This is a genomic window from Streptomyces colonosanans, from assembly GCF_001866645.1.
In the GTDB taxonomy this organism is placed as follows: domain Bacteria; phylum Actinomycetota; class Actinomycetes; order Streptomycetales; family Streptomycetaceae; genus Streptomyces; species Streptomyces colonosanans.
In genome coordinates, this window is sequence record NZ_MLYP01000007.1 from 14645 (window position 1) to 33772 (window position 19128).

22 protein-coding genes and 3 tRNA genes are annotated in these 19128 nt (G+C 69.1%); 5 read left to right on the plus strand and 20 right to left on the minus strand.

Annotated features, from left to right (window positions below):
* Positions 1 to 281: 281 nt before the first annotated feature.
* From rplL to BIV24_RS03025, 8 genes are all read right to left on the minus strand, one after another.
* On the minus strand, positions 282 to 668 hold the full coding sequence (gene rplL / locus BIV24_RS02990; RefSeq protein ID WP_071364545.1) for a 50S ribosomal protein L7/L12: 387 nt from the start codon (positions 666 to 668) through the stop codon (positions 282 to 284).
* A 114-nt stretch (positions 669 to 782) separates the two neighbouring features.
* Positions 783 to 1313 carry a 50S ribosomal protein L10 gene (gene rplJ / locus BIV24_RS02995; RefSeq protein WP_071364546.1) on the minus strand — a complete coding sequence of 177 codons (531 nt, stop codon included), beginning with the start codon at positions 1311 to 1313 and terminating at the stop codon, positions 783 to 785.
* Positions 1314 to 1612: 299 nt separating this feature from the next.
* On the minus strand, positions 1613 to 2569 hold the full coding sequence (locus BIV24_RS03000; protein ID WP_245766651.1) for an SCO4651 family lipoprotein: 957 nt from the start codon (positions 2567 to 2569) through the stop codon (positions 1613 to 1615).
* 202 nt (positions 2570 to 2771) lie between these two features.
* A complete protein-coding gene (rplA, locus tag BIV24_RS03005) occupies positions 2772 to 3497 on the minus strand; it encodes a 50S ribosomal protein L1 (protein WP_071364548.1) in 726 nt (241 codons plus the stop codon).
* A gap of 94 nt (positions 3498 to 3591) precedes the next feature.
* Positions 3592 to 4026 (minus strand): 50S ribosomal protein L11, encoded by a 435-nt coding sequence (gene rplK / locus BIV24_RS03010; protein ID WP_071364549.1) that lies wholly within the window; start codon positions 4024 to 4026, stop codon positions 3592 to 3594.
* Positions 4027 to 4195: 169 nt separating this feature from the next.
* The gene (nusG, locus tag BIV24_RS03015) at positions 4196 to 5017 is read right to left on the minus strand and encodes a transcription termination/antitermination protein NusG (RefSeq protein ID WP_071364550.1); all 822 of its coding nucleotides are present in this window, start codon (positions 5015 to 5017) and stop codon (positions 4196 to 4198) included.
* Positions 5018 to 5097: 80 nt separating this feature from the next.
* Entirely contained in the window at positions 5098 to 5382 is a 285-nt protein-coding gene (gene secE / locus BIV24_RS03020; RefSeq protein ID WP_071364551.1) for a preprotein translocase subunit SecE, read from the minus strand.
* A 109-nt stretch (positions 5383 to 5491) separates the two neighbouring features.
* A tRNA-Trp gene (locus tag BIV24_RS03025) sits at positions 5492 to 5564 on the minus strand.
* 472 nt (positions 5565 to 6036) lie between these two features.
* Between BIV24_RS03025 and BIV24_RS03030 the strand changes: the two genes are divergently transcribed.
* Both BIV24_RS03030 and BIV24_RS03035 read left to right on the plus strand, forming a co-directional pair.
* Entirely contained in the window at positions 6037 to 7263 is a 1227-nt protein-coding gene (locus tag BIV24_RS03030; RefSeq protein WP_071364552.1) for a pyridoxal phosphate-dependent aminotransferase, read from the plus strand.
* Between the two features lie 137 nt (positions 7264 to 7400).
* Positions 7401 to 8429: an adenosine deaminase gene (locus BIV24_RS03035; RefSeq protein WP_071364553.1), complete on the plus strand. Its 1029-nt coding sequence runs from the start codon at positions 7401 to 7403 to the stop codon at positions 8427 to 8429.
* A gap of 54 nt (positions 8430 to 8483) precedes the next feature.
* On the opposite strand, the gene BIV24_RS03040 is transcribed toward BIV24_RS03035, so the two are convergent.
* Positions 8484 to 9107, minus strand: coding sequence for a TetR/AcrR family transcriptional regulator (locus BIV24_RS03040; protein WP_281247683.1), 624 nt, complete (start codon positions 9105 to 9107; stop codon positions 8484 to 8486).
* 66 nt (positions 9108 to 9173) lie between these two features.
* Here BIV24_RS03040 and BIV24_RS03045 point away from each other — a divergent pair, with 66 nt between their 5' ends.
* Complete coding sequence (locus tag BIV24_RS03045) at positions 9174 to 9806, plus strand: NAD(P)-dependent oxidoreductase (RefSeq protein WP_071364554.1); 633 nt, start codon at positions 9174 to 9176, stop codon at positions 9804 to 9806.
* A 257-nt stretch (positions 9807 to 10063) separates the two neighbouring features.
* On the opposite strand, the gene BIV24_RS03050 is transcribed toward BIV24_RS03045, so the two are convergent.
* The 8 genes from BIV24_RS03050 to BIV24_RS03085 form a co-directional block, all read right to left on the minus strand.
* Positions 10064 to 11119 (minus strand): UDP-N-acetylmuramate dehydrogenase, encoded by a 1056-nt coding sequence (locus BIV24_RS03050; RefSeq protein ID WP_071364555.1) that lies wholly within the window; start codon positions 11117 to 11119, stop codon positions 10064 to 10066.
* Between the two features lie 126 nt (positions 11120 to 11245).
* Positions 11246 to 12682, minus strand: a complete 1437-nt coding sequence (locus BIV24_RS03055) for a DHA2 family efflux MFS transporter permease subunit (RefSeq protein ID WP_071364556.1) — start codon at positions 12680 to 12682, stop codon at positions 11246 to 11248.
* A 100-nt stretch (positions 12683 to 12782) separates the two neighbouring features.
* Positions 12783 to 13349, minus strand: coding sequence for a TetR/AcrR family transcriptional regulator (locus tag BIV24_RS03060; protein ID WP_177198612.1), 567 nt, complete (start codon positions 13347 to 13349; stop codon positions 12783 to 12785).
* Between the two features lie 164 nt (positions 13350 to 13513).
* Positions 13514 to 13942, minus strand: coding sequence for a MaoC family dehydratase (locus BIV24_RS03065; RefSeq protein ID WP_071364557.1), 429 nt, complete (start codon positions 13940 to 13942; stop codon positions 13514 to 13516).
* A 4-nt stretch (positions 13943 to 13946) separates the two neighbouring features.
* Entirely contained in the window at positions 13947 to 14402 is a 456-nt protein-coding gene (locus tag BIV24_RS03070) for a MaoC family dehydratase N-terminal domain-containing protein (RefSeq protein WP_071364558.1), read from the minus strand.
* A 212-nt stretch (positions 14403 to 14614) separates the two neighbouring features.
* Positions 14615 to 14779, minus strand: coding sequence for a 50S ribosomal protein L33 (rpmG, locus tag BIV24_RS03075; RefSeq protein ID WP_004571794.1), 165 nt, complete (start codon positions 14777 to 14779; stop codon positions 14615 to 14617).
* Positions 14780 to 14872: 93 nt separating this feature from the next.
* Positions 14873 to 14945: transfer RNA gene (locus tag BIV24_RS03080), tRNA-Met, on the minus strand.
* Positions 14946 to 14991: 46 nt separating this feature from the next.
* Positions 14992 to 15064: transfer RNA gene (locus BIV24_RS03085), tRNA-Thr, on the minus strand.
* A gap of 312 nt (positions 15065 to 15376) precedes the next feature.
* On the opposite strand from BIV24_RS03085, the gene BIV24_RS03090 reads away from it, so the two are divergent.
* A complete protein-coding gene (locus BIV24_RS03090; protein WP_071364559.1) occupies positions 15377 to 16624 on the plus strand; it encodes an amidohydrolase family protein in 1248 nt (415 codons plus the stop codon).
* Positions 16625 to 16796: 172 nt separating this feature from the next.
* Positions 16797 to 17453, plus strand: a complete 657-nt coding sequence (locus BIV24_RS03095) for an NAD(P)H-binding protein (protein ID WP_071364560.1) — start codon at positions 16797 to 16799, stop codon at positions 17451 to 17453.
* 182 nt (positions 17454 to 17635) lie between these two features.
* Here BIV24_RS03095 and BIV24_RS34985 read toward each other — a convergent pair whose 3' ends face one another.
* The 3 genes from BIV24_RS34985 to BIV24_RS03105 all read right to left on the minus strand — a co-directional run bounded on the left by BIV24_RS34985 (position 17636) and on the right by BIV24_RS03105 (position 18865).
* A complete protein-coding gene (locus BIV24_RS34985) occupies positions 17636 to 17848 on the minus strand; it encodes a hypothetical protein (RefSeq protein ID WP_079167964.1) in 213 nt (70 codons plus the stop codon).
* Positions 17849 to 17852: 4 nt separating this feature from the next.
* Positions 17853 to 18386 carry a hypothetical protein gene (locus BIV24_RS03100; protein WP_143064555.1) on the minus strand — a complete coding sequence of 178 codons (534 nt, stop codon included), beginning with the start codon at positions 18384 to 18386 and terminating at the stop codon, positions 17853 to 17855.
* Positions 18387 to 18535: 149 nt separating this feature from the next.
* The gene (locus BIV24_RS03105; protein ID WP_071364562.1) at positions 18536 to 18865 is read right to left on the minus strand and encodes a hypothetical protein; all 330 of its coding nucleotides are present in this window, start codon (positions 18863 to 18865) and stop codon (positions 18536 to 18538) included.
* Positions 18866 to 19128 lie beyond the last annotated feature (263 nt).

Below are 19128 nucleotides of genomic sequence, written 5' to 3' on the forward strand. Positions count from 1 at the left end.
CCTGTCGCCGGGGGCCTCGGAGGCACGGCGAAGATCACCATACCCTCCGCGGCGACGGGCGCAAGGCAGCCGCCGCCGGACCCACTGGAACGACGAAGAGCGACCACCCGGATGGATGATCGCTCTTCTGCGCGTTCGCGTTACAGCCCTACGAGTGAGCCGTGACGGGCCCCGTGAGGGGGCCACGGCCCGTGTTCGAACCGGCTGTGGACGCCGTGCGCCGGGCCGTACGGAGCGGAGCCCCGTACGGCCCATGAGTCCACTGCGGACCCGAAAAGGTCTTACTTGACCTCGACGGAGGCGCCGGCGCCCTCGAGGGCCTCCTTGGCCTTGTCCGCGGCGTCCTTGGCGACCTTCTCGAGGACGGGCTTCGGGGCGCCGTCCACCAGGTCCTTGGCCTCCTTCAGGCCGAGGGAGGTCAGCTCGCGCACGACCTTGATGACCTGGATCTTCTTGTCGCCGGCACCGGTGAGGACGACGTCGAACTCGTCCTTCTCCTCGACGGCCTCGGCGGCACCGACACCGGCGGCACCGGTGACCATGACCGGCGCGGCAGCGGCGGCGGTGACGTCGAACTTGTCCTCGAAGGCCTTCACGAACTCGGAGAGCTCGATGAGGGTCATCTCCTCGAACTGGGCAAGCAGCTCGTCCTGGGTGAGCTTCGCCATGATGGCGGTCCTTCCACTAAATCGGCAGGTGCCGGATGTACTGGGTAAGGCGGGCGTACGTCGGGCCCGCATCGACCCTCACCTCACGCGGCGAGGATCGGAAAGCGAGCCGAATTACTCGGCACCGCCCTGCTCGTCCTGCTTGGCACGAAGCGCGTCCACGGTGCGGACGAGCTTCGACGGGAGCGCCTGGAAGACAGAGGCAGCCTGGGACTGCTTGCCCTTGAACGCACCGGCCAGCTTGGAGAGCAGAACCTCGCGGGACTCGAGGTCCGCAAGCTTCTTGATCTCGTCGGCGGACAGCGCCTTGCCTTCAAGGACACCGCCCTTGATGACGAGATTCGGGTTGTCCTTGGCGAAGTCACGGAGACCCTTCGCCGACTCCACCGGGTCACCGGTGACGAAGGCGACAGCCGTCGGACCGTTGAACAGGTCGTCCAGCGTCGTGATCCCGGCCTCGTTGGCCGCAATCTTGGTCAGCGTGTTCTTCACCACGGCGTACTGGGCGTTCTCACCGAGCGACCGGCGCAGCGTCTTGAGCTGCGCCACGGTGAGACCGCGGTACTCGGTCAGCACGGCGGCGTTGGAGCTGCGGAACTTGTCCGTCAGCTCGGCAACCGCGGCAGCCTTGTCGGGCCTCGCCATAGAGCCTCGGCCTCCTTCCGGGTGATTCGGACCGCGCGGACCCGAAGGAGGTCTGGGGAAAACGAAACGCCCCGGCGCAGGCGCACGGGGCGTACTCAACTGGTCTTACGCACGGCAGAGGCGCGTACTCCAGGAGTTCTTCCACTGTCACCTGCGCGGGTCGTCCGCAATTCAGCGGATCCTTCGGCCACCGCGCCCTCGTTCGAGTGCACGGCAACGACCAGCGGTCTTTGGCTTCAGTGGGAGATTACGTCATGTCCCACGAGGCAAGCAAATCCATGCCGGGGACGGGAGCTCGGTCAGGAACTCGCACCGGCTCCGCCGGCATTCTGGCCGAGCTCCTTCATCAGGTCCATGAAGTCGACGGTCTCACCGGCGGGCGGCGTCTTGACCTGGATGGCGGCGCCGTAGTCGGAGTACTTGGACATCACCTTCATGTCGCCCTTGGGGGTCTTCATGGTGACGTCCATACGGGCCGGGAAGTTGTCCTGGTTGACCCAGACCTCGGTGTCGTACCCCTTGATGCCCGTCTTCTCGATGTTGTCGAGCAACTGCTTGCGGTCCTTCGGCTCGAGGACGTCCAGCGCGCTGTTCGACTTCATCATCTCGTCGACGGTGAGATGGCCTTTGTAGTGCTCGGTCTTCACCCCGTCGACCGTGGCGGCGCCGAGGTGCTTCAGGTTCGGCGACTCGAGCAGCAGGGCGAGCTGCTGCGCCGGGTTCTGGTTCATGTCGTCGAGGCCGGAGGTCATCGCCTTCATAGCCTGCGCGTCACCGGACTGCTCGGCCATGGCGCCCAGGTCCATCTTCATCCAGCGCTTGCCGTCGGGCAGCTCCTTGGCGGCCTCGGCACCCATGTCCATGTACATGATGTTGTCGCGCCAGATCATGCGGACCTTGCTCGGGCCGTCCGACCCGGCCTTCGCCAGCATCGAGCCGTCCATCGTGAAGTCCATCACGGTGGGGTCCCAGCCCTGCATACCGGTGACCTTGATCGCGCCCCCGCCGTCCGCCGACTCAGGCATCGACATGGACATCTCAACCCTGGCCGACTTCGCAGCAGCGGTCTTCTTGTACGCGGCCGTGATGACGTTCGCGGCCGACTGCCCCGACTGCGCCGACTCGGCCTTGGTGTTCTTCCTGGTTTCCTTGGCGGCTCCGTCGGAACCGCTGCAGCCGACAGCTCCCCCGAGCAGCGCGACGACGACCAGCGCTCCCACCGCGTTCCTGCGCCCGGCTCGCATCGCATTCTTCATGGACAGTCCACCCCTTGGAGTTCCGGGAACAAATGATCGATCTCCTGCCGTGGACCCTACCCGATCGTCACCTGTTGGACCGTTTTCCATCGGTTGCCTGACGTCTGGTGCGGCCCGCGTGAAACGGGCACGGGCCCCGCACCAGGGAAGGTGCGGGGCCCGTGGAGCGCGTGCGCGACGCGGCTGCCGGTGACCGTATGGGTCAGACGGCGGCCGGGTCCTCCTCGGTGAGGAGGTTGCGGGTGCGGTTCGAGTCGACCGGAATGCCGGGGCCCATCGTGGTGGTGATGGCGGCCTTCTTGATGTAGCGACCCTTGGCGGCGGACGGCTTCAGACGGAGGATCTCCTCCAGGGCCGCGCCGTAGTTCTCCACCAGCTTGGTGTCGTCGAAGGACACCTTGCCGATGATGAAGTGCAGGTTCGAGTGCTTGTCCACGCGGAACTCGATCTTGCCACCCTTGATCTCGGTGACAGCCTTCGCCACGTCCGGGGTCACGGTGCCGGTCTTGGGGTTCGGCATCAGACCACGGGGACCGAGCACGCGGCCGAGGCGGCCGACCTTGCCCATGAGGTCCGGGGTGGCGACGACGGCGTCGAAGTCCAGACGGCCCTTCGACACCTCGTCGATCAGCTCGTCGGCGCCGACGATGTCGGCGCCCGCGGCACGAGCGGCCTCGGCACGGTCACCGGTCGCGAAGACCAGGACCCGGGCGGTCTTACCGGTGCCGTGCGGGAGGTTCACGGTGCCACGGACCATCTGGTCGGCCTTGCGCGGGTCGACACCCAGGCGGAAGGCGACCTCGACAGTGCTGTCGAACTTGGTCGTGGAGGTCTCCTTGGCGAGACGGACGGCCTCGAGCGGGGCGTACAGCTTCTCCCGGTCGATCTTGGCGTCCGCAGCGCGGAGAGCCTTGCTGCGCTTGCTCACAATTGCTCCTGTGTGTTCTGAAAGGAGTCGTGGTGCGGGCCGAGCGGGCCCTGCCACGTGCGGCCTCAGCCGCATGGTTCTACGAAGGTGGGGTTCAGCCCTCGACCGTGACGCCCATGGAACGCGCGGTGCCGGCGATGATCTTCGCGGCAGCGTCCAGGTCGTTGGCGTTGAGGTCGGGCATCTTCGTTTCGGCGATCTCGCGGACCTGCGCCTCGGTGATCTTGGCGACCTTGGTCTTGTGCGGCTCGCCGGAGCCCTTCTCAATACCCGCGGCCTTGAGGATCATCTTGGCGGCCGGCGGCGTCTTGGTGACGAAGGTGAAGGAACGGTCCTCGTAGACCGTGATCTCCACCGGGATGACCCAACCGCGCTGCGACTCGGTCGCGGCGTTGTAGGCCTTGCAGAACTCCATGATGTTGACGCCGTGCTGACCCAGCGCCGGGCCGACCGGCGGGGCCGGGTTGGCGGCACCGGCCTTGATCTGGAGCTTGATGAGCCCCGTGACCTTCTTCTTCTTGGGAGGCATAGCTCTCCGGGTCCTTTCGATTCGGGTCCTGCCCGCTCCCGGGGACCACCCGGATGCAGGCATACCGCACAACGATAACGGGTATGGATGCGCGGCCAAAAACCGACCAGGTCAGACGGACTGTGGGCAGCCCGTCTGACCTGGTCGGAAGCGGTCGGTCCAGAAAGAACTAGTTCTTCTGGATCTGGTCGAAGGAGAGCTCGACCGGAGTCTCGCGACCGAAGATCTCCACGAGGCCCTTGACCTTCTTGGAGTCGGCGTTGATCTCGTTGATGGTCGCCTGCAGCGTCGCGAACGGGCCGTCGGTGACGGTGACCGAGTCGCCGACCTCGAAGTCCAGCACCTGGACCTCGACCTTGCGCTGCGGCGCCGGCCTGCCCTCGGCCTCGGCGGCCTCACGGGCGGCCTTCTCCTCGGCCTCCGGGGCGAGCATCTTGACGATCTCGTCCAGGGTCAGCGGGTACGGGTCGTAGGCGTTGCCCACGAAGCCGGTGACGCCAGGGGTGTTGCGTACGACGCCCCAGGACTCGTTCGTCAGGTCCATGCGCACCAGGACATAGCCGGGGAGCTTGTTCTGGCGGATGGTCTTACGGTCGCCGTTCTTGATCTGGACGACCTCTTCCTGCGGCACCTCGGCCTGGAAGATGTAGTCCTCGACGTTCAGCGAGACGGCGCGCTGCTCGAGGTTGGTCTTCACGCGGTTCTCGTAGCCGGCGTACGTGTGAATCACGTACCACTCGCCGGGCAGGGAGCGCAGCTCCTCGCGGAGCTGCTCGACCGGGTCGAGCGCGGGCTCCTGCTCGCCCTCGACGACCTCGTCCTCGTCCACGACGTGCATGGCGGCCTCTTCGGCCGGCTCGCCCGTGACGGCTTCGGCAGCCTCGGTCTCGTCGACCTCGTCCGCGCCCTCGACGATGTCCAGCTCGTTGTCCACGGACTCGACGGCCTCCCCGCGAGGCTCCATGGCGTCGTTCAGGTTCGGGTCAGACACGGTGGCTGCTTCTTCCTGGATACATAGGGGTGGAACATGCGAAACGGACGCCGGGCACCGCGGCGTCCTTCGCTCTCGGCTCAGCCGAAGACGTACTTTGTGGCGTGGTTGAGCCCATAGTCAATCAGAGTCACCAGCGCGATCATGATCGCGACGAAGAAGATCACCACGGTGGTGTAGGACGTCAGCTGGTTGCGCGACGGCCAGACGACCTTGCGCAGCTCCGCGATGATCTGACGATAGAAGAGGGCAAGGCGCTTGAGCGGGCCCTTCTTGGCTCGCTTGCCACCCTTGCGGGTCTTCTTCGATTCCTGCACCTCGTCCTGGGCGTCAGGCATGTCGATGGAGCCCACGGCGTCCGTCACGCGTCCTCACCTGATTCCCGGGTCGTGGCCGTGCCGCGCCCGGTGGAGCCGCACGGCGAGTGCAATACGTACGTACTGTGCGCACACTTCCTGATCGGGGAGTGTGTAGCAGGGCCGGAGGGACTTGAACCCCCAACCGCTGGTTTTGGAGACCAGTGCTCTACCAATTGAGCTACGACCCTTTGCTGTGTACCCCAACGTACCGCATCCGGGCGGGTGCTCGGTGTGCACCTGCTCGATCGCGGCCGCCGAAGGCCAACGAGGTGAGAGTGTACGTGTTCAACGGCCGGTCGTCGAACAGAAAGTGCCCGTAGGGGCATTGTCGGCTGAAGATCGGCGGCGGATCGCCGGAAGATCGACCACGTCGGCGCCCGGCTCAGGACGTTTGTTCCCCTCCTGTCCTGTTCAGTCTGCCGCCTGCCCGGCGCCTCGTCGCGCCCCTCCGGCCACCGCCGACTGCGGGCGTCGCTCCCGTAAGCCGCCCGAGCGGGTGCGGGAGCGACGGCCCCGGCGGCATCGTCCTGGCCGGCGTCGATCGAAACCACGTCCACGGTTAAGCCGGTTCACGCCGTCGCAGGGCTTTGGACCAGTGACTTCGGTCGGCAAGCCAAACCTGCGTACCGCGGGCGATTCCGGTCTGGAACGATGGGTTCCATGAGCGCTGCAACCCCACCCACCGAGCGCCGGGTCTCTGCCCGGATCGGCGCGATCTCCGAGTCCGCCACCCTTGCCGTGGACGCCAAGGCCAAGGCCCTCAAGGCCGCCGGACGCCCAGTGATCGGCTTTGGTGCCGGTGAGCCCGACTTCCCGACGCCGGACTACATCGTCGATGCGGCCATCGAGGCCTGCAAGAACCCGAAGTACCACCGCTACACGCCGGCCGGCGGTCTGCCGGAGCTGAAGAGCGCGATCGCCGCGAAGACGCTGCGCGACTCCGGCTACGAGGTGGACGCCTCCCAGGTCCTGGTCACCAACGGCGGCAAGCAGGCCATCTACGAGGCCTTCGCCGCGATCCTGGACCCGGGCGACGAGGTGATCGTCCCGGCGCCGTACTGGACCACGTACCCGGAGTCGATCCGGCTGGCCGGCGGCGTCCCGGTGGAGGTCGTCGCGGACGAAACGACCGGCTACCGCGTCTCCGTCGAGCAGCTGGAGGCCGCCCGCACGGAGAAGACGAAGGTCGTCCTCTTCGTCTCCCCCTCGAACCCGACCGGCGCTGTCTACAGCGAGGCCGAGGCCGAGGCGATCGGCCGCTGGGCGGTCGAGCACGGCCTGTGGGTGCTGACGGACGAGATCTACGAGCACCTGGTCTACGGCGACGCGAAGTTCACCTCGCTGCCCGCGCTCCTGCCCGAGCTGCGCGACAAGTGCATCGTGGTCAACGGTGTCGCCAAGACGTACGCGATGACGGGCTGGCGCGTGGGCTGGGTCATCGGCCCGAAGGACGTGGTCAAGGCCGCGACGAACCTGCAGTCGCACGCCACGTCCAATGTGTCGAACGTGGCGCAGGTGGCGGCGCTGGCGGCCGTGTCGGGCGACCTGGACGCGGTCGCAAGGATGCGCGAGGCCTTCGACCGGCGCCGCAGGACGATCGTGCGGATGCTGAACGAGATCGACGGTGTGGTCTGTCCCGAGCCCGAGGGCGCCTTCTACGCGTACCCCTCGGTCAAGGCCCTGATCGGCAAGGAGATCCGCGGCAAGCGCCCGCAGAACTCGGTGGAGCTGGCCGCGCTGATCCTGGAGGAGGCCGAGGTCGCGGTCGTCCCGGGCGAGGCATTCGGCACCCCCGGCTATCTGCGGCTGTCCTACGCCCTCGGAGACGAGGACCTGGTCGAGGGCGTGAGCAGGATCCGGAAGCTGCTCGCGGAGGCGCGGGACTGACGTCCTGCTCCGGTTTCTCCGGGGACCTTCCACCTCCCTCCGTGGGTAAGTGGGAGGTCCCCGTTTGTTTGTGCGAGCAAGACCACGGAAGGGGAAAGCGCTACCGGCGGGGCGGGGGCGTACGGCACGATCCTCAGATGGAGCGTGTACGTGATGTCTCTGAGCTGCCGAAGGCCCATCTGCACCTGCACTTCACCGGGTCGATGCGACCCACGACCCTGCTGGAACTGGCCGACAAGTACGGCGTACGGCTGCCCGACGCGCTGACCAGCGGGGAGCCGCCGAAGCTGCGGGCGACGGACGAGCGGGGCTGGTTCCGCTTCCAGCGGCTGTACGACGCGGCACGTTCGTGTCTGAGGGAGCCGGAGGACATCCAGCGGCTGGTACGGGAAGCCGCGGAGGAGGACCTCAAGGACGGCTCGGGCTGGCTGGAGATCCAGGTGGACCCGACGTCGTACGCGCCGCGCCTGGGCGGTCTGCTCCCGGCGCTGGAGATCATCCTGGACGCGGTGGAGACGGCGATACGGGAGACGGGCCTCGGGATGCGTGTCCTGGTTGCCGCGAACCGTATGAAGCACCCCCTGGAGGCGCGCACGCTGGCGCGTCTGGCGGTGCGGTACCAGGACCGCGGGGTGGTGGGCTTCGGACTGTCGAACGACGAACGCCGGGGCATGGCACGGGACTTCGACCGCGCATTCGCCATCGCCCGTGATGGCGGCCTGCTGTCGGCGCCGCACGGTGGCGAGCTGACCGGGCCGTCGTCGGTCCGCGACTGCCTGGACGACCTGCACGCGACGCGGATCGGCCACGGAGTGCGGGCCGCGGAGGACCCACGGCTGCTCAGGCGCCTGGCAGACCGGGGGGTGACGTGCGAGGTGTGCCCCGCGTCGAACGTGGCGCTCGGCGTCTACGAGAAGCCGGAGGACGTCCCGCTGCGGACGCTGTTCGAGGCGGGCGTCCCGATGGCACTGGGCGCCGACGACCCCCTGCTGTTCGGCTCCCGACTGGCGGCCCAGTACGAGATCGCCCGCCACCACCACGGCTTCACGGACGAGGAGCTGGCGGAGCTGGCACGGCAGTCGGTACGCGGGTCGGCGGCACCCCAGGACGTGCAAGCGGCATTGCTGTCGGGGGTGGACGACTGGCTCAGCGGCCCGGCCGCTTGAAGAGGGCGCGTGGCGGATACGGCGTGACCTGGGGGTCGGCCGCGTACGGGGGCCTCATGCCCCGGGCGTCGCGTCACGAGGGGTCTCGGCCGCGGACAGTCCGCCCAGCAGCGTCCGGGCGAGGCGCCGCGCGAAGTCGTCCACGGGCGGGGGGCCGCCCTCCTCCGTCGCGTCGTACGCGAACGCCCGCTGGGCGCAGGCGCCGAGCAGGAGCGAAGCCGCGGCGAAGGTGTCCGCGTCGGCGCGGACCCGTCCGGCCGCCTGCTCGGCGCGCAGGTACGCGTCGAGCAGGTGGATCGGCATGTGCGGCCCCGATCCCATCTGCCGCATCGCCTCCTCGTGCCGCCGCTTGAGCTGCGGCTCGGCGTACAGCGACGCGGCGATCGGGAAGCTCTGCTCATAGAAGAGTGCCGCTCTGCGGGCGATCTCGGTGAGGTTCTCCTCCAGTGGGTGCCGGCCCGGCTCGGCCGCCAGATCGCTCAGCAACGGGCTCAGCCGGGGCAGTCGCTCCGCGAGGACCCGGATGAACAGTTGCTCCTTGCTCGCGAAGTACTTGTAGAGCGCGGCCTCGGAGCAGCCCGCCGCCTTGGCGATCTCCTTGGTCGTGGCGCGGGTGAGCCCCACCGTGAGCATCATCTGGTGTGCGGCATCGAGGATGCGGACCCGCGCCGGTCTCAATGCTCACCCACCGCTGATTCCATCGCGCTCGAACGGAAACTCGAACGGAAATACGGGAGATACGCCATGCAGCTCACCGTTTTCGGTGCCACCGGCGGCATCGGCCGGGAGATCGTCACGCAGGCCCTGGCAGCGGGCCATCGGGTCACCGCCGTCGTACGGGATCCAGCCCGGCTCGCCGTGACCGGCGCGGGCCTGGAGGTGGTGCGGGCGGACCTGACGGACGTCGACGCGCTGCGTCCGGCGGTCGCCGGCCGCGACGCGGTCCTGTCAGGGCTGGGCCCCCGCAGCCGCAAGGACGCCGGGGTGGCGACGCGGCTGACGCGCACGATGCTGGGCGCTCTGGAGGCGGAGGGGGTGCGCCGGCTGCTGGTGGTGAGCGCCGCTCCTCTCGGCCCCGTGCCCGAGGGCACGGGCACCCTCGACCACATGGTCCGCGGCCTCGTCTCGGCGATCCTCAAGCACGTCTACGCCGACCTGAGGGAGATGGAGGCGGAACTGGCCCGCAGCGCCACGGACTGGACGGTCGTACGCCCGCCGCGCCTGCAGGACAAGCCGCTCACGGGCTCGTACCGCACGGTCGTCGGCGGCAACCCGCTCAAGGGCCGCTTCATCGGCCGTGCCGACGTCGCCCACGCGATGCTGGCGATGACCGGCGACCCGGGAACGGTGAAGCAGGGGGTGGGGGTGGCCTACTAGTGCCGTGGCAGGCAACGTTTGCCCGTTAAGGAGCGGCGTCGTGGGGGCACCTCCCGCTCGAGCGAAGCCGAGAGTGGGGGAGCGTGCTCTCGGCGTGCCGGACGGAAGCCCTCGTACTGGACGTACTTGGGCTTTCGTCTGGCGCGGCGAGTGGGGGTACCCCCTGCTCGAAGAGCTTGGGGGAGCGTGCCGGGCGTCGCGACGGGGCGAACGTTGCCTGCCGCGGCACTAGTAAAGACCTAGGAGCCACCCGCACCTCAGAGGCTCACGCCCACCGTCACCGGCTCGTTCACCAGCGTGATCCCGAAGGCATCGCGGACTCCGGCCACGACCTCACGGGCCAGGGCGAGCAGGTCCTCGGTGGTGGCTTCGCCGCGGTTGGTGAGGGCCAGGGTGTGCTTGGTGGAGATGCGGGCGGGTCCGCTGCCGTACCCCTTGGTGAAGCCCGCCTTGTCGATCAGCCAGGCGGCGGAGGTCTTGACATGCCCGTTGCCCGCCGCGAACGCGGGCGGCTGCGCGCCCTCTCCCAGCCGCTCCTTCACGCGCGCGTGGAACGCGGCGAACTCCTCGTCGGTGAGGATCGGGTTGGTGAAGAAGGAACCCGCCGACCAGGTGTCGTGATCCTCGGGGTCCAGGACCATGCCTTTCCCCGCACGCAGCTTCAGGACGGTCTCCCGGGCGGTGGCCAGCGGCACGCGGTCGCCCGCCTCGACGCCGAGGACGCGGGCCGTCTCGGCGTACCTGAGGGGAGCCGAGAGCCCCTGCGCGTCCTGGAGTCCGAAGCGGACGCGCAACACCACATAGCGCTCGGGGGCGGCCTTGAAACGGCTCGCGCGGTACGAGAAGGCGCACTCCTCGTTCGTCAGCGTGACCGTCTCCCGCGCCCTGCGGTCGTACGCGATCACCTCGGTGATCGTCGAGGAGACCTCCTGGCCGTACGCGCCGACGTTCTGGATCGGGGTCGCACCCGCGGAGCCGGGGATTCCGGCGAGGCACTCGATGCCGGCGAGTCCGGCCCCGACGGTGCGGGCGACGGCATCGGTCCACACCTCGCCGGCGGCCAGCTCCAGCCTCGTGCCGTCGAGGGAGAAGCCCGTCGTGGCGATGCGCAGGGCGGTGCCGTCGAAACCCTTGTCGCCGATGACCAGGTTGGATCCGCCGCCGATCAGCAGCAGCGGGGTACCGGAGTCGTCCGCCTCCTGGACGGCGGAGATCACCTCGGCGTCGGTGGTGGCGGTGATCAGGCGGGTGGCGGGGCCGCCCAGCCGGAAGGTGGTCAGCGGGGCGAGCGGGGCGTCGTGGAGTTCCAGCACGCGCCCAAGACTACGAGACGGCGCCGGCGGCTCCGCATGGCATACGGATCGCCCCGCGGCGCACGCGGACGGCCCCGCCCAAGGACCGGCGGGACCGTCGTTCGCCACGTAAGCAGGCCGGATGACTCAGGGGGCGGTCGTCTCCAGGACCGGAACCTGCGCCGCCACCAGGTCCTCTCCGGCGGGCTGCCGGGACGGGATGAACAAGGCCGCGACCCCGCCCAGGGCCACCACCGCGGCCCCCACCACCAGCGCCGGCCGCAGCCCGTCCACGAAGTGCTGTGCGGTCTCGTAGCCGCCCTGCGCCGCGAAGATCGACGACATGATCGCGACGCCGAGCGCGCCGCCGACCTCGCGCAGGGCGTTGTTCGCGCCGGAGGCGATGCCCTGCTCCCGGGGCCGGACGCTGGACATGGCCAGGCTGGAAGCCGGGGCGAAATAGAGGGACATCCCGACGCCGCTGATGATCAGGGCGGGCAACTGGACGGCGTACGAGGTGTCCGCGGCGGCCACGGCGGCGTAGTAGGCGAGCCCGACGGCCTGCAGGAAGAGTCCGGCGGCGACGACCGGGCGTCCGCCGATGCGGTCGGAGAGGTACCCGGCGATCGGTGCGATCAGCATGGGCATGCCCGTCCAGGGCAGCATCCGCAGGCCCGCCTGGGTCGGCGAGTAGCCCAGCACGCCCTGCAGGTACTGGCTGAGCAGAAAAATCGAGCCGAACATCCCCAGATACATCAGCAGGCTCGCGGCGTTGATCCCGGAGAAGGCGCGGGAGCGGAAGAGCCTCATGGGGAGCATGGGGTTCTTGCGGCGGATGCCGTGGTGGACGAAGCCGGCGAGCAGCACGGTGCCCACGAACAGGCCGGCCAGTACAAGGGGGCTGGTCCAGCCGTCGACCGGGCCGCGTACCAGCCCGTACACGATCCCGAAGAGGCCGCCGCTGACGAGCAGGGTGCCGGGCACGTCGAGCGGGGAGCCGCTGCCGTACGACTCGGCGAGGCGGAGGCGGGCGAGAGGCATCACGGCGAGGCCCAGCGGGACGTTCAGCCAGAAGATCCAGTGCCAGGAGATGTGTTCGGTGAGGCTGCCGCCGATGAGGGGCCCGGAGGCGACCGCGAGTCCGTTGACGGCGCCCCAGATCCCGTACGCCATCCCGCGCTTCTCGACCGGAACAGCGGCGGTCAGCAGGGTCAGGGTGAGCGGCATCATGATGGCCGCGCCGACGCCCTGCACCGCGCGGGCCGCGATCAGGGAGTCGATACCGGGGGCCATGGCCGCGGCCGCGGAGGCGGCGGTGAAGACGCCCAGCCCGATGAGGAAGAGCCGGCGGCGGCCGAACCGGTCGCCGAGGGCCGCGCCGAACATGAGCAGGACCGCGAAGGTGAGCGTGTACGCGCTCACGGTCCACTCCAGGTCGTCCAGTGCGCCCCCGAGGCTCTTCCGGATGGAGGGCAGTGCGGTGGTGACGACGAGGTTGTCGAGGGCCGCCATGAATCCGGCGACGCCGGTGATCACGAGGGCCCAGGCCGCTTCCCCGCGTCGTCCTGTCTGCTGCTGTGACATCGCTCCCCCAGCGGGTTCAGTACATCGGTTGATTAGTTATTACTTACTAACTTTCTGAAGCATGAAAGGGCCCTCGGCACGAGCCCCATGCCCTGCTCCCCTACTTCTCCAGCCGCCCGTCGAGCCGGGCCGACGGGTACATCCCCTGCCAGACCCGGTGCTCGGGCGGGAACCCCATGGTCGCAAGGGTGTTGACCAGCATGCCGTACGCCAGGAACATCGTGGTGTCCTTCTCGTCGGCCCCGAGCGGCAGGTGCACCGTCTCCCAGAGCTTCATCCATCCGGCCCGTACGGCCTCACCGAACTCGTGGTCACCCTCCGCTTCGACGGCCGCCACGGTGACGTACGTCTGCATCTGCATCTGGAGCCTTTCGGGGTGCTCCGCGAGCCGCGTGTACGCGTTCGCCATGGCATGCAGAGCCTCCTCGCCGCCCAGCCCCTGGGCAGCCTCCTCGAAGACCTTGCAGGTGTCCTCCATGCACCGGCGCGAGGCGGCGGCGAAGATCGCCTTCTTGTTAGGGAAGAGCCGGAAGAGATACGGCTGTGAAACGCCGACACGCTTGGCGATCGCCTCGGTGGAGGTGCCGAAGTAGCCCTTCTGGGCGAACTCGGCGATCGCCGCGCGGATGACGCTCTCGCGCCTCTCCTCTGCACTCATCCTGACCATGCCGGAAAGTTAGTGCTCAATCACTAAATACGTCAAGGGGCTTGCGGCACGAAACCCGTTCCCTATGAGCCGTTCGCCAAGGAGGGAGGCTGTTGCCGCGAAAGGGGCGCCCGCGATTGCGGACGCCCCTGTACAGCCGGTCGTACTGCCGTCTTGCCCCGCTCTCAGGCCAGCCGTACGACCGCTCGTGACATGCCCAGGACCTTCTGGCCGGCGCTCGTCGCCGTGAGGTCGACGCGGACGGTGTTGTCGTCGAGCTTGGCCGCGACCTTGCCGCTGACCTCGATCAGGGCCCCCTGGTCGTCGTCGGGCACGACGACGGGCCTGGTGAAGCGGACGCCGTACTCGACGACCGCACCCGGGTCGCCCAGCCAGTCCGTGACCACGCGAATCGCCTCGGCCATGGTGAACATGCCGTGCGCGATCACGTCCGGCAGGCCGACCTGCCTGGCGAACCTCTCGTTCCAGTGGATCGGGTTGAAGTCCCCGGAGGCACCCGCGTACTGCACGAGCGTGGCTCGGGTGACGGGGAAGCTCTGCGCCGGCAGTTCGGTACCGACCTCGACGGCGTCGTACGCGATCTTCGCGGTCATCGCGTCATGCCTCCTCTTCCGGCGCGCGGGCCACGAGCTTGATCCAGGCGGTCACCACATGCTCACCGGCCTCGTCGTGGACCTCGCCGCGGATGTCCAGGATGTCGTTGCCGGCGAGGGACTTGATCGACTCGATGGTCGAGGTGACGCTCAGCCGGTCGCCGGCGCGTACCGGGCGGCTGTAGGCGAACTTCTGGTCGCCGTGCACCACCCGGCTGTAGTCCAGGCCGAGCTGGGGGTCCTGGACGACCTGGCCCGCGGCCTTGTAGGTGATGGCGAAGACGAACGTCGGCGGGGCGATCACATCGGTGTGCCCGAGCACCTTGGCGGCCTCCGGGTCGGTGTAGGCCGGGTTGGCGTCACCGATCGCCTCCGCGAACTCGCGGATCTTCTCCCGGCCGACCTCGTACGGGTCGGTGGGCGGGTAGGACCGCCCCACGAAGGACTGGTCGAGCGCCATGGGCTCGGCACCTCCTGGTTGTTCAGCGGGTTCGGCCTCGCCGGGGGCGCCGGCGGGCCCTCTCCGTTCGGACGACGTGACCGATTCTGCACCGACGGTCGCGGACTCGCCGATGCGGCCGGTGCGCGTCGGCCGGCGGGCCGCCCCAGGGTGCCGTAACGCCGCGAGGCCGCCCCCTTGGAGATGGGGGCGGCCTCGCTACGAGCCTGGTGTTATCGCGTCTCGCGGTGCGCGGTGTGCGCGTTGCAGCGCGGGCAGTGCTTCTTCATCTCAAGACGGTCCGGGTCGTTGCGCCGGTTCTTCTTGGTGATGTAGTTCCGCTCCTTGCACTCCACGCAGGCCAGCGTGATCTTCGGGCGGACGTCGGTGGCAGCCACGTGAGTGCTCCTTGACGAACAGGTGGACGAAAAATATAACGCAAGAAAGAGTAGCCGACTGAAGGACCGACCCCGCAATCGGCTACTTTTGAGTAGCGGTGACCGGACTTGAACCGGTGACACAGCGATTATGAGCCGCTTGCTCTACCGACTGAGCTACACCGCTGCGATGCGATCAGATCCCGCCTGACGGCGGAAACCTCTCACACCAGAGCCCCAAAACGGAATCGAACCGTTGACCTTCTCCTTACCATGGAGACGCTCTGCCGACTGAGCTATTGGGGCGAGCGATGAAGACATTACACGGTCGCCCGCCGTTCGCCCAAATCCGTTCCGCGGCGCCCACCGCGGCCTGTTCCCCGCAGCTCCCAGGACACTTCCCGAACCCCTCGTGTGCCGCGGCGACGGCGACTGCAGCGCGCCGTCGGGGCGCCGGAAGCGGCAGGATCGGAAGGGGGCCCTGGCAGAAGGTTGTACGGGCCACACCGGTACGACTATTGCGTTCCTCCCCGCCCCGGCCGGGTCGTCACCCTAGGCTCGACTCACTCTGCGTGATCTTGCGCCCTTGAGCGCAGCCCCCGAGCCCTCAGGAGCGCGATGGCCGACAGCCGACCGCAGCCGCCCCCTTCCTCGTCCTCGTCATCGGGACCGGCCGACCCGACCGCCCTGCTGCTGTGCGGGGCACGGCTCACCGACGGCCGGACCGTGGACGTGCGGCTGGGCGGCGGGCGCATCGAGGCGGTCGGCACCGGCGGCAGCCTGGCGACGGGAATCGTCGGGGCCCGCGTCGACCTCAGGGGCTATCTGCTCCTGCCGGCCCCCGCCGAGCCGCACGCGCACTGCGACACGGCCCTTTCGGCGGACGGCGACGGACCGGTGTCGTACGCCCCCGAGGAGGTCCAGCGCCGCACCACCGAGGCGGCGTTGCTGCAGCTCGGCCACGGCGCGACGGCCCTGCGGTCGCATGTGCACATCGGTGACGTACAGGGCCTGGACGCGCTGGAGGCGGTGCTGGAGGCTCGGCGCTCACTCCGCGGGCTTGTTGAGCTGACGGCGGTGGCGATGCCGCGGGTGCTCACCGGAGCCGCCGGCGCGGACGGGCTCGCGATACTGCGGGACGCGGTGAAGATGGGCGCGACGGTGGTGGGCGGCTGCCCGGACACGGACCCGGATCCGACCGGCTATGTGGAAGCGGTTCTCGAACTGGCCTCCGAGTCCGGCTGCCCGGTCGATCTGCACACGGACGCCGAAGATCCGGCGCGCCTGGCCCGGATCGCGGCGATGGCGGGCGGGCTGCGCCCCGGGGTGACACTCGGCCCGTGCGGCGGTCTTGGGCGCCTTCCGGCGGGGGCCGCCGCCCGTGCCGCCGACCAACTCGCCGCCGCCGGAGTGACCGTGATCTGCCTGCCGCAGGGAGGCTGCGGCGGCGTCGACCGGCGCGGCACGGCTCCGGTACGGCTGCTGCGGTCAGCCGGGGTGCGGGTGGCGGCGGGCAGCGGGGCGCTCAGGGACGTGGCGAATCCCGTGGGGCGCGGCGACCCGTTGGAGGCTGCGTATCTGCTGGCGTCGCGGTACGGATTGAGCCCCGAGGAGGCGTACGACACGGTGAGCGCGTCCGCGCGGGCCGTGCTCGGTCTGCCCGAGGTGCGCGTGGAGGCCGGCTTCCCCGCCGAACTGCTCGCGGTGCGCGGCGCCCGGCTGGCGGGCGCGCTCTCGCTCGCGTACAGCCGCGTCGTGGTGCATCGGGGGCGCGTGGTGGCTCGTACGAGCGCGGTTCGGGAGTACTGCGACTCGGCGGCCGTGGCACTGGACCTGCCCCGGCAGGGGCGGGTCACGGAACCGTAGGGCGCACTGCCCGGGGGTGCGGGTCGGGGCGGCGCAGGCCGGAGCCGCACAGGGCAGGGATGGCGTGCGCGGGCGGCACGGGGTGCCCGGCAGCGTGGTGTTCGGGCGTGAGAGTCGAGCCGTGTGCGAAGTCGCGCGGCGAAGGCGTCTGCCTGGGCGTACGGTCGGAAACATGCGCATTGTCATCGCTGGTGGTCATGGTCAGATCGCGCTGCGGCTGGAGCGGTTGCTCGCCGCGCGCGGTGACGAGGCGGCGGGGATCATCCGCCATGCGGAGCAGGCCGACGATCTGCGGGCGGCGGGCGCCGAACCGATCGTGTGCGATCTGGAATCGGTGTCGGTCGAGGTGGTTGCGGGACACCTGGAGGGGGCCGACGTGGCCGTCTTCGCGGCGGGTGCGGGCCCGGGCAGCGGCGCGGCCCGCAAGTACACCGTGGACCGGGACGCGGCGATCCTGTTCGCGGACGCGGCGGAACGGGCGGGCGTACGCCGTGTCGTCGTCGTCTCGTCCATGGGCGCGGACCCGGAGCACTCGGGTGACGAGGTCTTCGACGTCTACCTGCGCGCGAAGGGCGAGGCCGACGCGTACGTACGCGCCCACAAGTCCCTGGACTGGACGATCCTGCGCCCCGGCTCGCTGACGAGTGATGCCGGCAAGGGTCTCGTACGGCTGGAGGCGCACACCGGTCGCGGCACTATCCCGCGCGACGACGTGGCGGCGGTCCTCGCGGAACTGGTCGACACGCCCGCGACGGCCGGTCTGACCCTGGAACTGGTCAGCGGTTCGACCCCGGTGTCGGTGGCGGTGAAAGCGGTGGCGGGGAATTGAACGAAGTGCCGGTGCCGAAAGGGGGGCGCGGGCGGTGCTGCTACGACAGGTGCACGGGGTGTTCGCCGCGGACGGCCGGGACGCGCACGTCCCGCACGCGGAGAATCTGGTCAACCGGGTTGATGTCCAGCAACCTTGACGGTGCGTCGGGCCAGGTCGCGGAAGAGGCCGCAGCCCCGGACTCAGAAGAGGGGAAGCTGCCCGGGGAACTCCGGTGGGAGGTAACCGTCGAGGGCGGGTTGCGCGGCATCGGCCTGGGCGAGCCTGCGGGATCCGGGGCACGAGACAAGTGACCCCTCGCTCCGCGCCCCCGGCGGGTCGTGCCGCGCGAACCGCCCCGCGACGACGGCGATCTCCCGACGACACTCGGGACAGTTCCTGCGGCGCGACGACATGCCCTCAGCGTACGACGGCGCAGAGCACGGGCCGGGTCGATCCGGCGCCGCGGTGCCGGCTCACCGCATGCCGTGTGCCCCTGACGAACGGTGAGCCTGAAGGCGGTTCGGCAGAGGCCCATGCCCCTGTCGGTGAGGAAGAGCGCGAAGACCCAGTACCCGTCAGCCGCGTTGAGTTGCACCAGGCGAACAGGTCGGTCGGACCGGCCGCGGAGTTGCCTACGTGTTCGACAGCCACCACGGCGGCCACGATTCCCGCCACGGTGGTCCCGGAGAGAATGAACCACACCAGAGAAGCCGTGTGCGGCTTCACCTTGATGCCCGGATTCTGCTCCTGCTTCAAGATGTCGGCTGCGACCCACTTCTTCACCGGGACGAACATGATGAGGAACATCAGCAGGCCGGATGTGTACACGTACAGGGTGACGGAAAGGGAGTAGCTCTTCACTACCGCATACATGATCAGAGTCATGCCCCCCGCGAGAGGACCGAAAGAGACGCTCTTCTTCGCCTTCGGTGTCGGCATCACCCAGCGCATCACGCCAATGTGGACCGGAGTGACGGCGGCGGCAATGACGGCCAAGCATACGCGGGCAGGGACAGGAACAAGGTTCGTCCTTCCGGAATGGAACGCGATGCGTACGGTCTGTTCATGTTGAAGGCGCGCGGCAATGACGACGGCGCGTTTCAGGCCGGTGGTCTCGCCGCTCTTCCGGAGCGCGATCCTGAGCCGGCGCCCGTGGTCCCGCGCAGGGTGACCTCAGGCGCCGCGGCAACGAGGACGACAAGGCCGCCCATGGCTCTGCCACCTTCGGAGAACAAGGCCAGCAGCAGGGCGGCCCCGACGACCGGGAAGATCGCAATGAACAGGAAACCCACCGCGCCGAAGGGAACCCCGTTCGGTCCGGGCAGCCATGTCGCCGCCGCGAGCAGCAGCGCGAGCACGCAGAGTGCCCAGGCGAGAAGGAAGTGGACGCGGCTGCCGCGCCGCAGTAGAGACAGATCCACCCAGTCCATGCGCCACCCCTCCCTGTATGTGTGCAGCCGCCTTCCGCGTGCGTAGCCGCGCTCTCTGCTGTGTCGGCGGCCCGGACAAAATCGCGTGGCCCGGCCTCAGGCGGGAGATCCCTCACCGGCAGCCTGCGCATGCGATTCCTTGCCAGAGCCCAGCAACGGCAACAGCAACCAGACGGCATCCGGGGCGCCCACGCCGCCGCAGCCCTGGGGGGTCGGCCTGTGCTGGTCAGCCCCGCTCGGCCGTGGACACCGGGCGCGTTGGC